Source organism: Salinicola sp. JS01 (genome assembly GCF_030284585.1).
GTDB lineage: Bacteria > Pseudomonadota > Gammaproteobacteria > Pseudomonadales > Halomonadaceae > Salinicola.
Genome location: NZ_CP127244.1, coordinates 2853193 through 2870361, shown reverse-complemented (window position 1 = coordinate 2870361; position 17169 = coordinate 2853193). Strand labels below are relative to the sequence as shown.

Below are 17169 nucleotides of genomic sequence, written 5' to 3'. Positions count from 1 at the left end.
CGCAGCGCGACCGCCGTTGGCCGCTGCTGCGTTGATCCAAGCGAAGCGCATGCCAGCGTGCCGATATCACCGCCGATTCAGTGGGTTGATATCAGGGAGGAGAGGGCGGCAGCGGGTCTCGGCAAGCGAGGTTGAGCCTTGACGGTGCAGCGACCGCGTCGACTGCACCATCAGTTGGCATCGGCGTGCGTCAGATCGCGCCGAGTACGCCGGTTGCGCCTCGTCGAGCGGGGTAGGGTATTGATAAAAAGGCAAAAACGTCGAAAAGGCGCGGTTATTGCGGCGTAAACGAGCAGTGGCGCTGTCGCCCGCTGCGGCGGGCATCGACGCTGCCGACACGCGGCCAACGCGAGCCGCACGACCGTGACACAGTATCCGTGGGCTCGAGGCAGGGCACGCGGTACGGGCAACGAGGCCCGACACCAGGCTACGGCTTGGGGTCGGGCCTTTTTTGTGCCCACTGCTGTTGGCGCATCGAGGGAGGAGTCCATGCCGCTATCTCGAACTGCATCTCAACCCACCTCGCAAGCGACGCCCCGAGCCGCTGGCGCCGGCGACGTGATGGGTGAGGGCACCGACACCTGCCCGCCTTTTAAGGGCACCACGACTTGCCCGTCTTCCAATGGCACCACCACTTGCCCGCCTTCCAAGGGCACCACAACTTGCCCTTATTGCGGCGTCGGCTGTGGTGTCGATATCACCTTCAGCGACGGCAAGCCCTCGGCGGTGGCGGGGACGCGCAGCCATCCGGCCAATGGCGGGCGGCTGTGCGTCAAGGGGAGTGCGCTGCACGAGACGCTGGGCCTTGACGGGCGGCTGCTGTATCCGCAGGTGGATGGCCAGCGGGTCGACTGGGACAGCGCGCTCGATACCCTCGCCGAGCGGTTGGCGGCGACCCAGCGCGAGCATGGCCGGCAGTCGGTCGCGGCCTATCTCTCCGGCCAGCTGTTGACCGAGGATTACTACGTCGCCAACAAGCTGTTCAAGGGCTTTTTGGGCACTCCCCACGTGGATACCAATTCGCGGCTGTGCATGGCCTCGGCGGTGAGTGCCTACAAACGCGCCTTCGGGGCCGACGCCGTGCCCTGCTGCTACGCCGATCTGGAGTGTGCCGAGCTGGTGGTACTGGTGGGCGCCAACCCGGCCTGGAATCATCCGGTGTTCTACCAGCGGCTGAAGGCGGCCAAGCAGCGCAATCCGCTGCTGCGGGTGGTGGTGATCGACCCGCGGGTCACCGACAGCTGCGAGATCGCCGATCTCTATCTGGGGATCGCCCCCGGCAGCGATGCGCGTCTGTTCACTGGCCTGCTGGCGTGGATGGCGGCCAGCGGGCGGCTCGACCGCACCTACCTCGCACGCCATACCCAGGGGTTCGAACAGACCCTGTCCGCGGCGCGGGAAGACGATGTCTCGCTCGCGGCCATCGCCGCCGACTGCGATATCGACCCGGAGCGCCTGGAGACCTTCTACTACTGGTTCGCCAGCCAGCTGCACGTGGTCACGCTCTACTCCCAGGGTATCAACCAATCGAGCAGCGGCAGCGACAAGTGCCAAGCGATCATCAACTGCCATCTGGCCGGCGGCAAACTGGGCCTGCCCGGCGCCGGGCCCTTCTCGATCACCGGCCAGCCCAATGCCATGGGTGGGCGCGAGGTCGGCGGTCTGGCCAACCAGCTGGCGGCGCACATGGATTACGACTCGCCCGGGGCGATCGACCGGGTGACCCGTTTCTGGCGCACGCCGGGGCTGACGCCGAGCCTGCCCGAAGGGCCGGGGTTGAAGGCGGTGGCGCTGTTCGAGGCGATCGAGCGCGGCGAGATACAGGCGCTGTGGATCATGGCCACCAACCCGGTGGTCAGTCTGCCGCGGGCCGACCACATCAAGCGCGTTCTGGCCGCCTGCCCGCTGGTGATCGTCTCCGACTGCCTGGCCAACGCCGAGATCCTGGAGGTGGCGGATATCGTGCTGCCGGCCACCGGCTGGTCGGAGAAGGATGGCACCGTGACCAACTCGGAGCGCTGTATCTCGCGCCAGCGCGGGCTGCTGCCGCCACCGGGGGAGGCACGCCACGACTGGTGGGCGCTGAGCCAGGTCGCCGCCCGCCTGGGTTACGCCGAAGCGTTCGCCTACCGCCATCCGGCGCAGATCTTCGCCGAGCATGCCCGGCTCTCGGGGTTCGAGAACGGTGATAGCACTGCGGGCGCGGCAGAGGCCGATAGCCCCTGGCGGGTCTTCGATATCTCGGGTCTGGCCGATCTCGACCGCGAAGGCTACGACGCCCTGGCGCCGATCCAGTGGCCGGTCAACGCAAGCGCTCCGGCGGGCACGCCGCGGCTGTTCGTGGATGGCCGTTTCGCCACGCCCGATGGTCGCGCACGGCTACTGCCGGTGCGCCCCCGCGCCCCGGCACAGGCGCTCACGGCGCGCTATCCCCTGCGTCTCAACACCGGCCGCATCCGCGATCAGTGGCACACCATGACGCGTACGGCCCGTGCGCCACGCTTGATGAATCACCGCGCCGAGCCGTTCGTCGAGATCCACCCGCGGGATGCCGCCGACGCCGGCATCAAGGATCAGCAGCTGGTCGAACTGGCAGCACCCGGTGGGTGCTATCGGGCCCGTGCGCGCCTGGCCAAGGCGCAGCGCCGTGGCGAGCTGTTCGCACCGATGCACTGGAACGCGGCCTTCAGCGGCCGTGCCAAGGTCAATGCGCTGATCCAGGCCCACGTCGACCCGCTCTCCGGGCAGCCCGAATCGAAGCACGGCGCGGTGGCGCTGCGGCCGCTGCCGTTGACCTGGGAGGCGACGCTGCTCGTCGCCGACGATCTGGCGATGAGCATCGACCCGCGCCCCGGCTGTGACTACTGGGCGCGCATTCCGCTCGCCAACGCGCTGCGCTGGCAGCTCGGCGGTGCCCCGGAGAGCGCCGGTCGTGACTGGTTGGCGTGGCTGGCGGCCGAGCTGCCGGTGGCGGTCTCCCAGTGGAGCTGTGACGCCGCCCAGGGGAGGCTGCGCGCCAGCGGTATCGAGGCCGGCCGGCTGCGCTGGTGGCTGCTGGTCGGGCCGCCGGCGTCGCTGCCCGCGCTGCACTGGCTCGAACAGCGCTTCGCCCGCGGGCTTGAGGGCGATGACCGCCGACGTGTCCTGGCCGGCTGCGACAGTGGCGCCGAGGATGACGGCACCATCGTCTGTAGCTGCCATCAGGTCGGCCAGCGGCGCATCGTCGCCGCGATCCGTGCCGGCGATACCAGCGTGGAGGCGCTGGGGGCGCGGCTCGCCTGCGGCACCCAGTGCGGCTCCTGCCAACCCGAATTGAAAGCGCTGATCGAAGAGGAGAGCGCCCATGTCGATGCCTGAACTCAGTATCCACGATTCCCGTTTCGGCGCCCGCTGGGCGCGGCTGTGGCAGCGCGGTCGCCAGTGGCTGAGGCCGGAGACAGCGCGCGGCGTCGACCTTGCCGGCGTCGGTGCCGTTACCCCAACCGCCGGTCCCTACGGGCGTGTCAGCCTGGTCGGCGCCGGCCCTGGCGCCGCGGACCTGTTGACCCTGCGCGCCGCCCGGCGGATCGCCGAGGCCGAGGCGGTGGTCTACGACCGCCTGGTCGGCGACGACGTGCTGGCGCTGCTGCCGGCGGGCTGCGAGCGCTACTACGTGGGCAAGGCGCGTGGCCACCACAGCGTGCCCCAGGCGGAGATCGGCGCGCTGCTGGCGAGACTGGCCGCTGCGGGCAAGCGGGTGGTGCGCTTGAAGGGGGGCGACCCAGGGGTCTTCGGTCGCATGGGCGAGGAGCTGGCGGCAATCGCCACGACCCGAGCCGAGGTCGAGATCGTCCCCGGGCTCACCGCCGCCTCGGCGGCCGTGGCGGCCATGGGTATCCCGCTGACCGACCGCGCCCACGCCCAGCAGCTGCGCTTCGTCACCGCCCAGCTCTGCCGGGAGCAGGGCACGCCGGACTGGGCCGCGCTGGCGCGGCGCGACGAGACGCTGGTGTTCTACATGGGATTGTCCAAGGTGGCGGCGATCTGCCACGGTCTGCGCGCTGCCGGCCTGCCCGATGACTGGCCGATGATGCTGATCAGCCACGCCTCGCTGCCCGAGCAGCAGGCGCTGGTGGGCACCCTGGCGGACATGCCCGCACGGCTGGCCGAGTCGCCCCTGCCGTCGCCCTGTCTGATCGTGGTGGGCAGCGTGGTGGCGATGACCCACACCTCGCCCGCCGCGCCGAGGGTGATGGCGACGCGCGTCGAGTGATCGTGCCGGATACCTGGCCCGTTACGCGGGCCGGGGGACTGGCGATGGTAGCGATGATAGACGTGGTGAAAAGAGCGATACCCACAGCGCGGGCCCGATCGGCCCGCGCTGTGGGGTCTGGCGCACGTGCTCAGTGGGTGGCCAGGGTGTTCGGTGTGTCGTTGGGTGTATGGCCGCGACGGCTGTCGGCCTCGCGGTAGGCCGTGCACGCTTCGTCTTCCGCCGCGGGGCTGAAACGGATCGCCCAGGTCGCCAGTGACACCAGGCTCACCGTGACACCCAGATAGAAAAGCCCCTGCTGATAGGTGAGCGCCTCGCTGCGGAACAGGAAGCCCGCGGCCACCGCGCCGGCGTTGCCGCCGGCCCCGACGATGCCGGCCACCGCGCCCAGGGCGCGCGGGTTGACGAAGGGCACCACGCCGAAGGTGGCGCCCTCGGCCATCTGCACGAACAGGCTGAAGACCAGCATGATGGCGATGGCCACGGCGAGCGTCTGCATCTGGGCAAAGCCCATCAGCGCGATACCCTCGCACAGCATGGCGACGAACAGCCAGCGTACCCGCCCCTTGAGGCCGCTGCCGCGGGCGAACAGATCCGAGAACACGCCGCCCAGGGTGCGTGCGAACAGATTCATCAGTCCGAACAGCCCGGCGATCAGCCCGGCGGTGGCGAGGTCGAGGTCGAACTGATCGAAGAAGTAGATGGCGGCGATGTTGTTGATCGTCAGCTCCACCCCGAAGCAGGCCGCATAGACCACGAACAGCGCCCAGACGCGCACATCCTTGATCGCTGCCATGAAACTCTGGCGGGCGCCGTGGGCCCGATCCGCGGCGGGCAGCTCGCCGCGCGCGCGCAGCTCGCTGAAGTTGCCGTCAGGGGCATCCTGGGTGAAGCGGTAGTAGGCCAGCCCGGTCAAGAAGAGCACGATACCCGGCACCACCATGGCCAGGCGCCAGCCGAGCGTTTCGCTCACCCCCAGCATCAGGATGCCGGAGAACACCAGCGGCATCAGGATCTGGGTGGTGCCGCCGCCGAGATTGCCCCAGCCGGCGGTGGTGGCGTTGGCGGTGCCGACCACGTTGGGCGCGAACATCACGCTGGTGTGGTACTGGGTGATGACGAACGAGGCGCCGATCGCGCCGATCGCCAGGCGCGCGAGCAGGAAACTCTCGAAGCTGTCGGCCAGGCCGATCGACATCACCGGCAGCGAGCCCAGGCAGAGCAGCCAGGTGTAAGCCTTGCGTGGTCCGATACGGTCGCACAGCAGACCGATGGCGAGCCGCACGATCACGGTGATCGCCACCGAGGCGATGATGGTGTTGCCGATCTGGGTCTTGGTCAGCCCCAGGTCGTCACGCACTACTGCCATCAGCGGGGCGATGCCGAACCAGCCGAAGAAGCAGACGTGAAAGGCGAACCAGGAGAGGTGAAAGGCTCGCATGGGCGGGGTCGAGAAGCTGAAGAGTCGAATCCGATTGGCTTTGTGTCGAATGTCCATTGGGGTGAGGTGCTCCGCAGTCGTCGCGCGAATGTCGCGGGGGAGAACGCAAAACGGCGCCCATCATCGATTCATGCCGTGCACGAATCGATGATGGGCGCCGTTGCCCGATCTGTTGCCGACCCTGTCTGGGTCAGTACGCCAGGGGATACCTGAGCGCGAGCCGCCGTTGGCCCGCCATGAGAGACGAAGCAGGCCGGGTGCCAACATGGCGGTAGTCGAGCAAAATCAATCGGCTGACGCCTACGGCTCTAATTTGCCTGGGTGTCTTGGCGGCTTTGCCGGCAGATATTGGTGCAACCGCGCGCGCGCCTGCACCAGGGCAGGCGCGGGGCGGGCCAGGCGCCTTGGCATTACCCCTGCGGGTCGAACATCTCGACCACTTGAATGACGTTGCGCGCCACCTCGATCAGCGGCTTGCTCTGATCCATGGCGGTCTTGCGCAGCAATCGGTAGGCCTGCGCCTCGGAAAGCTGCTGATGGGTCATCAGCAGGCCCTTGGCGCGTTCGATCTCGCGTCGCTCGCGCAGTGCCTGGCGGGTGCTCTCGAGCTCGTCGCCGATACGCTGCAGGCGTGCGTTCTGGGCCTGTACCAGCTCGACCAGCGAGCGGTTGAAGCGCGACTCGATGGTGTCGAGGGTGAGCGCGCCGGTGGGCGCCTGCTGCTGGGTGAACAGCGCCACCGGGCTGGCCCAGAGCAGCGCCTCGGGCAGCGCGTCGAGGCGTGCCGCCGTGTCGGTGGGCTCGGCCTGCTGCAGGCGCTGGTGGCAGCAGGCGCGCAGAGCGTCGAGCAGACGCGTCTCCTCCTCGTGCATGGCGTCGATGCGCTGGGTGGCGACGGCGTACCACTGCTCCCCGGGGTTGTCGAGCGTCCGCGCCAGCGGCGTATCGCTGCAGGCGAGCTCGCGCAGGGCTTCGAAGGTGTCGTGGAGCGGGCCGGACTGGAGCTGCTGCCAGCGGGCCAGGCTGTCGGGGCTGGTGAACTCGGCAAAGGTCGCGAAGCAGCGGTGCTGGCTGCCGATCAGCGTTGCCATGGTGTCACGATGGGGCGCGTCGAAGTGTGCCAGGGTGAAGCCGAGGGCGCCGCAGGCGCGCTCCTGGCCAGCCAGCTCCTTGCCCTGGATGAAATGGAACAGGCTCACCAGCCGACGCATGATGTCTGGGTCGCTGGCGGTATCGGCGGCCTCGAAGATCACCTGCAGCAGATGGCCGATCACCTGGTTGAAGGCGCGAAGGGTATCGTCTGCGCTGAGCTGCTGAGTGGCGATGCGCTGGCGCAGATCGGGCAGCGTATCCAGATCCTGCCACACCGCGGCGACGCTCAGCAGCATACGCACGTCGGCCAGGCCGTGCGGTAGAGCGCCGTCGGTCTCGGGCGCGGTCCACGGCGCCAGGCGCTGCTCCAGCGTGGCCTGGGCGAGCTCGCTGTCGGCCACGCGCTGATCGCGCTGCGCGCCGAAGCGGCTGCCGCCGGAACCGAGGTAGATGATCGAGCTGCCGCGCTCGCGCTGCAGGGCGTGCACGCAGCGACTGATATCGCTCACCACGGCGACGGTCGCGGAAAGCGCCGCGAGCTGCTCGCGCTGGAGCTTACTGGCTGCTTGCAGCAGCCGTCGGGTAGCGGTCATGGGGTAGCCTGGGCGTTATTGTTGTGGGTACCGGAGCGCCGGATACGGCCTGCGACCAAGGTCTAAGAAAACTCTATCGCGTCTCGGCACGCCGTGCACGCGGGTCGTTCGTCTGACTGTCTCGCTTCAAGACTGGGGTGGGAGCGATGGCAGCAAGACGACCGCGCCGACGTCACTGTGGTGGCGTCGGCGCGGTCGCGCTGAGGGGAAGAGGAGGTGGAAGGACGGCTTCAGCGCTCGGAGCGCACCTCGTACTCGCCTTCCAGCACGCGCTGGCTGCGGGAGCTCGCCGCCGGGCTCGGCGTGGTCGGCGCTGCCGCCGGCGTACTGGGCGCGGGAAGCGCGTACCTGCTCGGCGCGTTTCTTCATGCGGTGGCGCAGGAAGGGCAGCATGGCCCAGCCGACGAGCAGGAAGAACATCCCCAGCAGGGTACCGACGAACAGCACGATCCCGAAGATCAGCCAGGTGAAGAGCATTCTCAGCCCGCTCGCACCCTGGCCGGGGCGGGTCCGGTCAACCCGCTCGCGCCACTGCTGGGCGGCGCGCCAGGCGGCGTTTTGCTGCTGTTGGCGATGATCGGTCATCGGGTCTCTCCGGTGGCGGTGAGGGCATCGCGGCGCAGGTCGAGATCGAGGTCGCGCTGGTTGGCATCGTAGCCTTCGATCTCGACGTGCCCATTACTATCGACCTCGAGTTCGTCGAAGCGTTGCATCCCGCGTGCCTGGGCCAGGCTCAGGGCCTGGCGCAACTGGTCGCCGGTGAGGCTCCAGTCGGGCACGCTGGAGCGGCGCTGGCTCTCGCGGGTCAGGCTGGCGTCGTCGAGCTGCATCGAGACATCCAGCTCCCAGCCATCGTTGCGCCAGCCCTCGACTTCCAGCACATTGTCGTCGCGGTCGACGTCGAGTTTTTCGTAACGGCTGAAGCCGTACTGTTCGGCCTTGCCGAGCAGGCCATCGAGCTCAGCGTAGGAAAGGGTGCCATCGTTGGCCATGGCGCCGGTACTCAGGCCGCAACCCATGGCGACAGCGGGTAACATCCAGAGACGATATTTCATGGCAGTTCTCCCTGTCTATCCGGCAGCGGGCGCCGCGTGGCGAACGCCCTGTTCCTTCGTTATACGCGGGCCGACCTTGCCCGGGACTGACAGTGCCGTTCATCTGCGGTTCATCGCCTCCGGCCCACGCCAGCACGGTGGGCGTTCATTCCCGGTTCATCGCCGATGGGTCAGACTGAGCGCATGAAAATGCGCAACGTTATCGCTCTACTGATCGCTCTGCCGTGCCTGGCCAGCGGTGCCCTGGTGCCCGTGTCGGCGGCGGATGACGAGGCCGACTCGGCGAACCAGGACTGGCACGACCTCCACCAGGAGGTCAAGGCCGGCCATCTGGTGCCGATGACCGCGATCATGGATTGGCTCGAGGCGCGGTTCGAAGGGCAGATTCTCGAGGTCGAGCTGGAGCAGGACCATGGCCACGGCAGCATCGAGTACGAGGTGGAGATGATCGGCCCCCAGGGTCAGGTGGTGGAGTTCGAGTTCGATGCCACGACCGGCGAGCTACTCAGCATCGAAGGCGTTAATATCGAGGCCATGAAGAAGAAGACGCCTTGAGCCGGCCCGACCTCGAATATCGAGGCGGCTGGGTCGAGACGGTAGCGTCGATGGACTTTAGGTGCTGTTTGAAAAGTCGACGAGCGAAGGCCAGGCAAGGCAAAAATCGGCGAAAACGCGGAGTTTACGTGTTGTAAATGAGCATTTTGAGCCGATTTTTAACGCCGCATGGGCGAGCACAGTACTTTTCAGACAGTGCCTAGTCGAGGGATGGGAGTCGAGGTATGAAAGTACTGCTGGTCGAGGACGACGCGGCGCTCGCCGAAGCGCTGGTGGCGGCGCTGGAGGAGGCCGGCCTGCTGATGGAGTCGACCACCACCGGCAGCGAGGCCGACTATCTGGTGCGCACCGAGCGCTACGATGCGCTGATTCTCGATCTCGGCCTCCCGGACGGTGATGGCACTCGCTGGCTGTCGCAGTGGCGCGAGGACGAGATCGATCTGCCGGTGCTGGTGCTGACCGCGCGCGAGCGCTGGTCGGACAAGGCCGCGGGCTTCTCCGCCGGCGCCGACGACTACGTGGTCAAGCCGTTCGAGACCGCCGAGATCCTGTTCCGCCTGCGCGCCCTGGTGCGCCGCAGCCACGGCCACTCGCACCCGGTGCTGCGGGTCGGCGAGCTGACCCTGGACACCCACACCGGCAGCGTCACGCTGGCCGGGCGGCCGATCACCCTGACCGCCCAGGAGTCGCGCCTGCTCTCCTATTTGATGCACGCCTCGCCGCGTATCGTCAGCCGCGCCGAACTCTCCGAACACGTCTACAACCGTGACCACGAGCCCGACTCCAACGTCATCGACGTGCAGATCAGCCGCCTGCGGCGCAAGTTCGGCCGCGCGCGGATCGAGACGCTGCGCGGCCAGGGCTACCGGCTGATCGACCTCGAGGCCGAGGCTTGAGCGCCAGTCGATTCCCGCGTCTGACGCGGGCAAGACACCGGCTTTACTGTGCGCCTCTCGGTACCCGGTTGCTGCTGGCCTCGCTGGTGCTGGTGGTGGTGCTGCTGCCGCTTGCCGGCTTCGGTCTCACCTACAACTTCCGCGAGTCGGCCACGGCTTCCTTCGACAGCCGCCTGGAGTCCCAGCTCAATGCGCTGCTGGCGGGCATCCAGATCGATGGCATGGGCCAGCACCTGCGGCTCAACCGGTCGCTGGGGGATGCGCGCTTCGAGCGGGTCTACTCCGGCTGGTACTGGCAGGTGACCGACGAGGGCGATCTGACACTCACCTCGCGCTCGCTGTGGGATCAGCGCCTGCCCACGCCGGCGCCGCAGAACGGCGTCAGCGTATTCGCCATCACCGGCCCCCGCGACGAGCCCCTGCGCATGATCGAGCGCGATATCCGCGTGCCCGGCCACCCCGAGGTGATCCGTGTCGCCCTGGCCGGGTCCACCCGTGAACTCGACCGCGAAGTGGGGCGCTTCGAGCGTTTGCTGATCATCTCGCTGGCCACCTTTGCGGTGCTGCTGCTGGCCGGGCTGGCGCTGCAGATGCGCTGGGGGCTGGCGCCGCTGCGGCGCATGTCGGCCAATTTGCGCGCGGTGGAGGAGGGCGAAGCCGAACGCCTGGATACCCAACTGCCCGCCGAGCTCGAGGAGCTGGCACTGGCGATGAACAGCGTGCTCGAGCGCGACCGCCGCCTGATCGAGCGCGGGCGGGCCGCCGCGGGCAATCTGGCGCACGCGCTGAAGACCCCGGTGAGCGTGCTCAAGACCCTGGCCGAGCGCTTCCCCCCGAGCAGCGCCAGCCGATCAATACCGAGCTCGCGCGGATCGACGACGCCGTGCGCCACCATCTGGCGCGCGCCTCCGCTGCCGGCGGGCTGGCCTTCGCCGGGCGGGTCACCATCGCCGAGGCGATCGCGCCGGTGGTCCAGGGACTGTCGCGTCTCGCCGAGCGCCGCGGGGTCAGCTTCGAGGCCCAGATCGACCCTACCGCGACGGCGCGCATCGACCCGCAGGACCTCCAGGAGCTGGTCGGTAACCTGCTCGAGAACGCGCTGCGCTGGGCCGAGACGCGGGTGATCTTCGTGGTGCGCCGGGCCGAGCACGGCGTGCGCCTGCGGGTCGAGGACGATGGCCCCGGGATGACCCGGGCGCAGAGCGAATCGGCGCTGGCGCGCGGTGTGCGGCTCGACACCAGCGCGGCCGGCTCGGGCCTGGGGCTGGCGATCGTCGAGGATCTGATGGCGCTCTACGGCGGTGAGCTGACCCTGGACCGCGCCCCGCTGGGCGGGCTCGCCGCGGATGTCTGGCTGCCGGCATCGCCGGTCTCGGCACAGTTGGAGAAGTCCGGTTGAACACCCTCTGAGGGCATTGCATTTGCCACCGATGAGACGGGGTTGAGATGATTCCCAGCGAGGCACCCGGCTCGGGCACAGGTAAGACAGGCAATGGACAAACACGAACTCAAGCGTGAACAGGCGGCCCGTGCGGCGTGGCTCTCCTACGTCGGCGGGCGCACCCAGGACGAGATCGCCGCCCAGCTGGGGGTCTCGCGCCCGGGCGTCCAGCGCCTGCTGGCGCTGGCGCGGGACGAGGGGTTGGTCAAGATCCGTATCGACCATCCGATTGCCGGCTGCATGGCGATGGGCGATGCCATTCGCGCGCGCTTCGATCTGGCCTTCTGCGACGTGGTGCCCAGTGGCCCCGATGCGATCGGCGGCAACGCCGCCTTCCTCGCGCCCTCCGGGGCCGAGCGCCTGGCCGGGCTGCTCGAAAGCCAGGCGCCGCTGACGCTGTGCCTCGGTACCGGGCGTTCGGTGCGTGCCGCGGTGGAGGCGCTGGGGGTGATGGCGCGGCCGCAGCACCGGATCGTCTCGCTGGTGGGCAACGTCGCCCGCGACGGTTCCGCCAACCGCTACGACGGGGTGATGATGCTGGCCGACAAGGTCGGCGCCAGCCGCTTTCTGCTGCCGGCCCCGGTGGTCGCCGCCTCGGTCGAGGAGAAGTCGGTACTATTGGCGCAGCCGCTGGTACAGGCGGTGTTCGCGGTGGCCCGCCAGGCTCAGGCGGGGGTGATCGGAATCGGCCGCGTCGACCCGCAGGCGACCCTGTTCCAGGATCACTTCATCAGCCGCGGCGAGCTCGACGAGCTGCTCGCGGCGGGGGCCGTGGGCGAGCTGCTGGGCTGGCCGATGAATCTGGCCGGCGAGCTGATCGACTGTCCGCTGACCCGGCGCATCACCAGTCTGCCGCTGGCCGAGCTCGGCGCGCAGCCGCTGATCGGCCTGGCTGGCGGGCGCGACAAGGGCCCGGCGATCCTGAGCGCGCTGCGTGGCGGCTGGCTCAAGGGTCTGGTGACCGATGAGGCGGCGGCGCGCTATCTGCTCGAGGCCTGACCCCGAGGTCTGTCTCCCAGTACTGTCTCCAACGCCTGGCTCTAATAACGCGGTGGACGAAGCGGGCTAATCCGGCGGAAGGGCGTCGCGAGGGCGCTGTAAACCCCTCCCTGGGCGCTACCTTTGCCATCCCTGGCAAAGGCCCCTCGCTTTGCCCTACCCCCGGCGCCCATCATCTGAGACTGGGAGATGAGCGCTAATTACTGCCCCAAAGCGCTGCCTCCAAGTGCGGGATCTAAGTACTGGATTTAAGCACTGGAACTAAGCACCGCCAACGACCGCTAGCGTTACCTCCAGGCGTGATTGACGAGGCTATAGACCATGGTCGATAGCCCCGCTGCCGCGTGCGTGCTGGTTTTTTCCTTCGCTAAATCAGCGGATTGTGATTTTTTGCGGGCGCCTTTGGCCAAAGTCTAAGGGTCAGGGGTTTGCTTTTCGCGGCAGGCGAAATGATCATTTGACTACGCTGTGAGTAGATTGATCAAAACAACGCCCGCCCTCGCTGAAGGAGCCCTCCATGCGCCCGATCTCCCTGATACCTGCTGCCGGTGTCGCGCTGCTGACCTCGCTGGCCGCCCACGCCGAGACCATTACGGTGGCGACGGTCAACAACAACGACATGATCATCATGCAGGGGCTGACCGACGAGTTCGAAAAGGCCCACCCCGACATCAAGCTCGACTGGGTGGTGCTGGAAGAGAACGTGCTGCGTCAGCGCTTGACCACCGACATCGCCACCAACGGTGGCCAGTTCGACGTCATGACCATCGGCACCTATGAAGTGCCGATCTGGGCTCGTCAGGGCTGGCTGACCGCGCTCGACGATCTGCCCAAGGACTACGACGAGAACGATCTGCTCAAGCCGATCCGTGACGGCCTGAGTCAGAAGGGCAAGCTCTATGCGCTGCCGTTCTACGGCGAAAGTTCGATGATGTACTACCGCAAGGACCTGTTCGAGAAGGCCGGCATCCAGATGACCGAGCAGCCGACCTGGAAAGAGGTGCGCGGCTGGGCCGACAAGCTCAACGACCCGGACAACGGCGTCTACGGCATCTGCCTGCGCGGCAAACCGGGCTGGGGCGAGAACATGGCGTTCCTCTCCACGCTGGTGAACACCTACGGCGGGCGCTGGTTCGACGAAAAGTGGCACCCGGAGATCGACTCGCCGGCGTGGAAGGAAGCGGTCTCGTTCTATGTCGACATGATGAAGCACGATGGCCCCCCGGGCGCCACCTCCAACGGCTTCAACGAGAACCAGGCGCTGTTCTCCAGCGGCAAGTGCGGCATCTGGGTCGACGCCACCTCGGCGGCGGGGCGCATCTTCGACCCCAGCGAATCCAAGGTCGCCGACGAACTCGGCTTCGCCCCGGCACCGATCGCCGAGACCCCCAAGGGCTCGCACTGGCTGTGGTCCTGGGCTCTGGCGATTCCTGAATCGTCGAAGTCCAAGGACGCCGCCAAGACCTTCATCACCTGGGCGACCTCCAAGGGCTACGTCGACCTGGTCGGCGAGAAGAAGGGCTGGACCAGCGTACCGCCGGGCACGCGCAAGTCGACCTATGACAATCCCAAGTACCAGCAGGCTGCACCCTTCGCCGATTTCGTGCTCAAGGCGATCGAGACCGCCGATCCCACTGACCCGAGCGCCAAGCCGGTGCCCTACACCGGGGTGCAGTACGCCGACATCCCCGAGTTCCAGGCCATCGGCACCCAGGTCGGCCAGATGATCGCCGCCGCCCTGGCCGGGCAGCAGACGGTCGACCAGGCGCTGAGCAACGCCCAGCGCAGCGCCGACCGCACCATGCGTCAGGCCGGTTACTACAAGGATTGATCCGGTATAGGGACTGATCCGGCAGGACGAGGATCGTCCCGGCGCCCGCTCGCGGGCGCCATCGATTGTCACGGCGCGGCCCGCTCGAATCCGGCCGCGCTTCCCTTCCACGCTTACCGATGGGCCTAGCCATGCGTCATAGAGCTTCCGGTCGCACCGTAGGCGGAATGCGTTCGCTCCTGCTGCAGGCGCCCGCCGTCTCCCTGCTGCTGTTGTGGATGCTGGTACCGCTGTGCATGACGCTGTGGTTCTCGTTCCAGCGTTACAACCTGCTCAACCCGTTTATCTCCGGCTTCGCCGGGGTCGACAACTACACCTACCTGCTCACCGATCCGGCGCTGTGGACGGCGATGGGCAATACCCTGCTGCTGGTCGGCTGGGTGCTGGCGATCACCGTGGTCGGCGGCACGCTGCTGGCGGTGCTGTTCCAGCAGGAGTTCTTCGGCCGCGGCATCGCGCGCCTGCTGGTGATCGCGCCGTTCTTCATCATGCCCACGGTCAGCGCGCTGATCTGGAAGAACATGATGATGCACCCGGTCAACGGGGTGTTGGCGTGGCTGTTCAACCTGTTCGGCTTCCAGGCGGTGGACTGGTTCTCGTCGCTGCCGCTGACCTCGATCATCATCATCGTGTCGTGGGAATGGCTGCCGTTCGCCCTGCTGATCCTGCTCACCGCGATCCAGTCCCTCGATGACGATCAGGTCGAGGCGGCACGCATGGATGGCGCCGGGCCCATTGCGATCTTCTGGTTCATCACCCTGCCGCACCTGAAGCGCGCGATCAGCGTGGTGATCATGATCGAGATGATCTTTCTGCTCACGATCTTCGCCGAGATATTCGTCACCACCTCCGGCGGGCCGGGGCTGGCGTCGACCAATCTGGCCTACCTGATCTATATCCGCGCGCTGCTCGACTTCGATGTCGGCGGGGCGTCCGCCGGCGGCGTGATCGCCATCGTTCTGGCCAACATCGTGGCGATCTTCCTGATCCGCACCGTGGCCCGGCATCTCGAGACCTGAGGCGAGGTAGCGCATGCACTCTTCCATCACCAAGAAACTGGCGATCACGCTGCTGGCCTGGGCCATCGCGCTGGTCGTGTTCTTCCCGATCTTCTGGATGATCCTCACCGGCTTCAAGACCGAGGGCGAAGCGGTGGCGACGCCGCCCAGCCTGTTCTTCGAGCCCACCCTGAGCGGCTACCACGAGGTCATGGCACGGGCCGACTACGTCAAGTTCGCCATCAACAGCGTGGTGGTGTCGCTCGGCTCGACCCTGCTGGCGCTGCTGATCGCGGTGCCGGCGGCCTACTCGATGGCGTTTCTGCCCACGCCGCGCACCCGCGGCACGCTGTTGTGGATGCTCTCGACCAAGATGCTGCCCCCGGTGGGTGTGCTGATGCCGATCTACTTGCTGTTCCGCGATCTGGGGCTGCTCGACAGCCTGAGCGGGCTGATCGTGATCTACATGCTGATGAACCTGCCGATCGTGGTGTGGATGCTCTACACCTTCTTCAAGGATGTGCCTAAGGACATCCTCGAGGCGGGGCGCATGGATGGCGCCGGCACCCTCCAGGAGGTGCTCTACCTGCTGGTGCCGCTGACCCTGCCGGGGATCGCCTCCACCGGCTTGCTGTCGGTGATCCTGAGCTGGAACGAGGCGTTCTGGAGTCTCAACCTGACCACCTCCAGCGCGGCCCCGCTGACCGCCTTCATCGCCTCGTTCTCGAGCCCCGAAGGGCTGTTCTGGGCCAAGCTCTCCGCCGCCTCGACGATGGCCATCGCGCCGATTCTGATCCTGGGCTGGATGACCCAAAAGCAGATGGTTCGCGGTCTGACCTTCGGCGCCGTCAAATAAGGAATGCATCATGGCAACGCTCGAACTCAACAATATCGTCAAGGACTTCGCCGGCACGCAGGTCATCAAGGGGGTCGACCTGGAGGTCAAGGATCGCGAGTTCGTGGTCTTCGTCGGCCCCTCCGGCTGCGGCAAGTCGACCCTGTTGCGCATGATCGCCGGGCTGGAGAGCGTCTCCAGCGGTGACATCCTGATCGACGGCCAGCGCATGAACGAGGTCGGCCCGGCCGAACGCGGGCTGTCGATGGTGTTCCAGAGCTATGCGCTCTACCCGCACATGACGGTCGAGGACAACATGGGCTTCAGCCTGCGCCTGGCCAAGGTGCCAAAGGCCGAACGGCGTGAAAAGGTGCTCGAGGCGGCGCGCATCCTGCAGCTCGAGAACCTGCTCGAGCGTAAGCCCAAGGCGCTCTCCGGCGGCCAGCGTCAGCGCGTGGCGATCGGCCGCGCGATCGTGCGCAACCCCAGCATCTTCCTGTTCGACGAGCCGCTCTCCAACCTCGACGCCGCGCTGCGGGTGCAGATGCGCATCGAGCTGGCGCGTCTGCACGAAGAGCTCGACGCCACCATGATCTACGTCACCCACGATCAGATCGAGGCGATGACCATGGCCGACAAGATCGTGGTGCTGCAGGGCGGCATCGTCGAGCAGGTGGGCTCACCGATGGAGCTCTACCACCACCCGCGCAACCGCTTCGTCGCCGGCTTCATCGGTTCACCGAAGATGAACTTCATCGATGTCGAGGTGCGCGACGCCCGCGGCGAGGGCGTCTCGGTGCGCCTGCCCGGCGGCGGCGAGTACGCGGTACCGGTGGACGGCAGCGGCTGCCAGGCCGGCGATACCCTGAGCCTGGGCATCCGCCCCGAACACCTGGCCCTCGACGAGGCCGGCCCTTTGGAGGGCGAGATCACGGTGATCGAACGCCTCGGCGGGGTCACCTCACTCTACGTGCAGTGCCATGGCGAGGAGTGGATTCTGGTCACCGACGGCGAAGTCGCCCACCGCGTGCGCGACAGCGTGCGCTTCGGCTTCGCCCCGGCGCGGGCGCATCTGTTCGCGCACGATGGCCTGGCCCTGAGCCACCTCGAGCGCCACCCGCTGGTCGATGTCGAGCGGCGCCAGAACCGCGCCTCGACCGCTGCCGATGCGTCCTGAGGAG

The 17169-nt window shown here is 67.4% G+C and carries 15 protein-coding genes; 11 read left to right on the top strand and 4 right to left on the bottom strand.

Translation table 11 applies throughout. The annotated features are described in order from the left end of the window. The first annotated feature begins 489 nt into the window (after nt 1-489). Nucleotides 490-3357, top strand: a complete 2868-nt coding sequence (locus QO259_RS13165; RefSeq protein ID WP_285950296.1) for a nitrate reductase — start codon at nt 490-492, stop codon at nt 3355-3357. Beyond that, complete coding sequence (gene cobA, locus QO259_RS13160; protein ID WP_285950295.1) at nt 3344-4252, top strand: uroporphyrinogen-III C-methyltransferase; 909 nt, start codon at nt 3344-3346, stop codon at nt 4250-4252. The genes QO259_RS13165 and cobA overlap by 14 nt, the downstream gene beginning before the upstream one ends. A 130-nt stretch (nt 4253-4382) precedes the next feature. On the opposite strand, the gene QO259_RS13155 is transcribed toward cobA, so the two are convergent. From QO259_RS13155 to QO259_RS13140, 4 genes are all read right to left on the bottom strand, one after another. Further along, nucleotides 4383-5750, bottom strand: coding sequence for a NarK family nitrate/nitrite MFS transporter (locus QO259_RS13155; RefSeq protein WP_285950294.1), 1368 nt, complete (start codon nt 5748-5750; stop codon nt 4383-4385). A gap of 353 nt (nt 5751-6103) precedes the next feature. Beyond that, entirely contained in the window at nt 6104-7378 is a 1275-nt protein-coding gene (locus QO259_RS13150) for a nitrate regulatory protein (RefSeq protein ID WP_285950293.1), read from the bottom strand. Nucleotides 7379-7504: 126 nt separating this feature from the next. Then, nucleotides 7505-7963, bottom strand: coding sequence for a hypothetical protein (locus QO259_RS13145; protein ID WP_285950292.1), 459 nt, complete (start codon nt 7961-7963; stop codon nt 7505-7507). Beyond that, entirely contained in the window at nt 7960-8433 is a 474-nt protein-coding gene (locus QO259_RS13140) for a hypothetical protein (protein ID WP_106419648.1), read from the bottom strand. The genes QO259_RS13145 and QO259_RS13140 overlap by 4 nt, the downstream gene beginning before the upstream one ends. A gap of 183 nt (nt 8434-8616) precedes the next feature. Here QO259_RS13140 and QO259_RS13135 point away from each other — a divergent pair, with 183 nt between their 5' ends. The 9 genes from QO259_RS13135 (at nt 8617) to QO259_RS13100 (ending at nt 17165) form a co-directional block, all read left to right on the top strand. Further along, the gene (locus tag QO259_RS13135; protein WP_207032296.1) at nt 8617-8988 is read left to right on the top strand and encodes a PepSY domain-containing protein; all 372 of its coding nucleotides are present in this window, start codon (nt 8617-8619) and stop codon (nt 8986-8988) included. 224 nt (nt 8989-9212) lie between these two features. Further along, entirely contained in the window at nt 9213-9884 is a 672-nt protein-coding gene (locus QO259_RS13130; protein WP_285950291.1) for a response regulator, read from the top strand. Next, a complete protein-coding gene (locus tag QO259_RS13125; RefSeq protein WP_353057287.1) occupies nt 9881-11008 on the top strand; it encodes a sensor histidine kinase N-terminal domain-containing protein in 1128 nt (375 codons plus the stop codon). The genes QO259_RS13130 and QO259_RS13125 overlap by 4 nt, the downstream gene beginning before the upstream one ends. Further along, nucleotides 10909-11283 carry an ATP-binding protein gene (locus tag QO259_RS20295; protein WP_353057329.1) on the top strand — a complete coding sequence of 125 codons (375 nt, stop codon included), beginning with the start codon at nt 10909-10911 and terminating at the stop codon, nt 11281-11283. Before QO259_RS13125 ends, QO259_RS20295 begins: the two co-directional genes overlap by 100 nt. Nucleotides 11284-11376: 93 nt before the next feature. Further along, nucleotides 11377-12324: a sugar-binding transcriptional regulator gene (locus QO259_RS13120; protein ID WP_285950290.1), complete on the top strand. Its 948-nt coding sequence runs from the start codon at nt 11377-11379 to the stop codon at nt 12322-12324. Nucleotides 12325-12841: 517 nt separating this feature from the next. Next, nucleotides 12842-14155, top strand: a complete 1314-nt coding sequence (locus QO259_RS13115; RefSeq protein ID WP_285950289.1) for an ABC transporter substrate-binding protein — start codon at nt 12842-12844, stop codon at nt 14153-14155. Nucleotides 14156-14322: 167 nt separating this feature from the next. Then, nucleotides 14323-15174 carry a carbohydrate ABC transporter permease gene (locus QO259_RS13110; protein ID WP_207032280.1) on the top strand — a complete coding sequence of 284 codons (852 nt, stop codon included), beginning with the start codon at nt 14323-14325 and terminating at the stop codon, nt 15172-15174. 13 nt (nt 15175-15187) lie between these two features. Continuing rightward, nucleotides 15188-16009 (top strand): carbohydrate ABC transporter permease, encoded by an 822-nt coding sequence (locus QO259_RS13105; protein ID WP_035474102.1) that lies wholly within the window; start codon nt 15188-15190, stop codon nt 16007-16009. Between the two features lie 10 nt (nt 16010-16019). Next, nucleotides 16020-17165: an ABC transporter ATP-binding protein gene (locus tag QO259_RS13100; RefSeq protein WP_285950288.1), complete on the top strand. Its 1146-nt coding sequence runs from the start codon at nt 16020-16022 to the stop codon at nt 17163-17165. Nucleotides 17166-17169 lie beyond the last annotated feature (4 nt).

What these genes read in the sequence shown, in the direction of transcription:
- QO259_RS13165 (WP_285950296.1), top strand. Translation starts at nt 490, where the DNA reads ATGCCGCTATCTCGAACTGCATCTCAACCCACCTCGCAAGCGACGCCC.
- cobA (WP_285950295.1), top strand. Translation starts at nt 3,344, where the DNA reads ATGTCGATGCCTGAACTCAGTATCCACGATTCCCGTTTCGGCGCCCGC.
- QO259_RS13155 (WP_285950294.1), bottom strand. Translation starts at nt 5,750, where the DNA reads ATGGACATTCGACACAAAGCCAATCGGATTCGACTCTTCAGCTTCTCG.
- QO259_RS13150 (WP_285950293.1), bottom strand. Translation starts at nt 7,378, where the DNA reads ATGACCGCTACCCGACGGCTGCTGCAAGCAGCCAGTAAGCTCCAGCGC.
- QO259_RS13145 (WP_285950292.1), bottom strand. Translation starts at nt 7,963, where the DNA reads ATGACCGATCATCGCCAACAGCAGCAAAACGCCGCCTGGCGCGCCGCC.
- QO259_RS13140 (WP_106419648.1), bottom strand. Translation starts at nt 8,433, where the DNA reads ATGAAATATCGTCTCTGGATGTTACCCGCTGTCGCCATGGGTTGCGGC.
- QO259_RS13135 (WP_207032296.1), top strand. Translation starts at nt 8,617, where the DNA reads ATGAAAATGCGCAACGTTATCGCTCTACTGATCGCTCTGCCGTGCCTG.
- QO259_RS13130 (WP_285950291.1), top strand. Translation starts at nt 9,213, where the DNA reads ATGAAAGTACTGCTGGTCGAGGACGACGCGGCGCTCGCCGAAGCGCTG.
- QO259_RS13120 (WP_285950290.1), top strand. Translation starts at nt 11,377, where the DNA reads ATGGACAAACACGAACTCAAGCGTGAACAGGCGGCCCGTGCGGCGTGG.
- QO259_RS13115 (WP_285950289.1), top strand. Translation starts at nt 12,842, where the DNA reads ATGCGCCCGATCTCCCTGATACCTGCTGCCGGTGTCGCGCTGCTGACC.
- QO259_RS13110 (WP_207032280.1), top strand. Translation starts at nt 14,323, where the DNA reads ATGCGTTCGCTCCTGCTGCAGGCGCCCGCCGTCTCCCTGCTGCTGTTG.
- QO259_RS13105 (WP_035474102.1), top strand. Translation starts at nt 15,188, where the DNA reads ATGCACTCTTCCATCACCAAGAAACTGGCGATCACGCTGCTGGCCTGG.
- QO259_RS13100 (WP_285950288.1), top strand. Translation starts at nt 16,020, where the DNA reads ATGGCAACGCTCGAACTCAACAATATCGTCAAGGACTTCGCCGGCACG.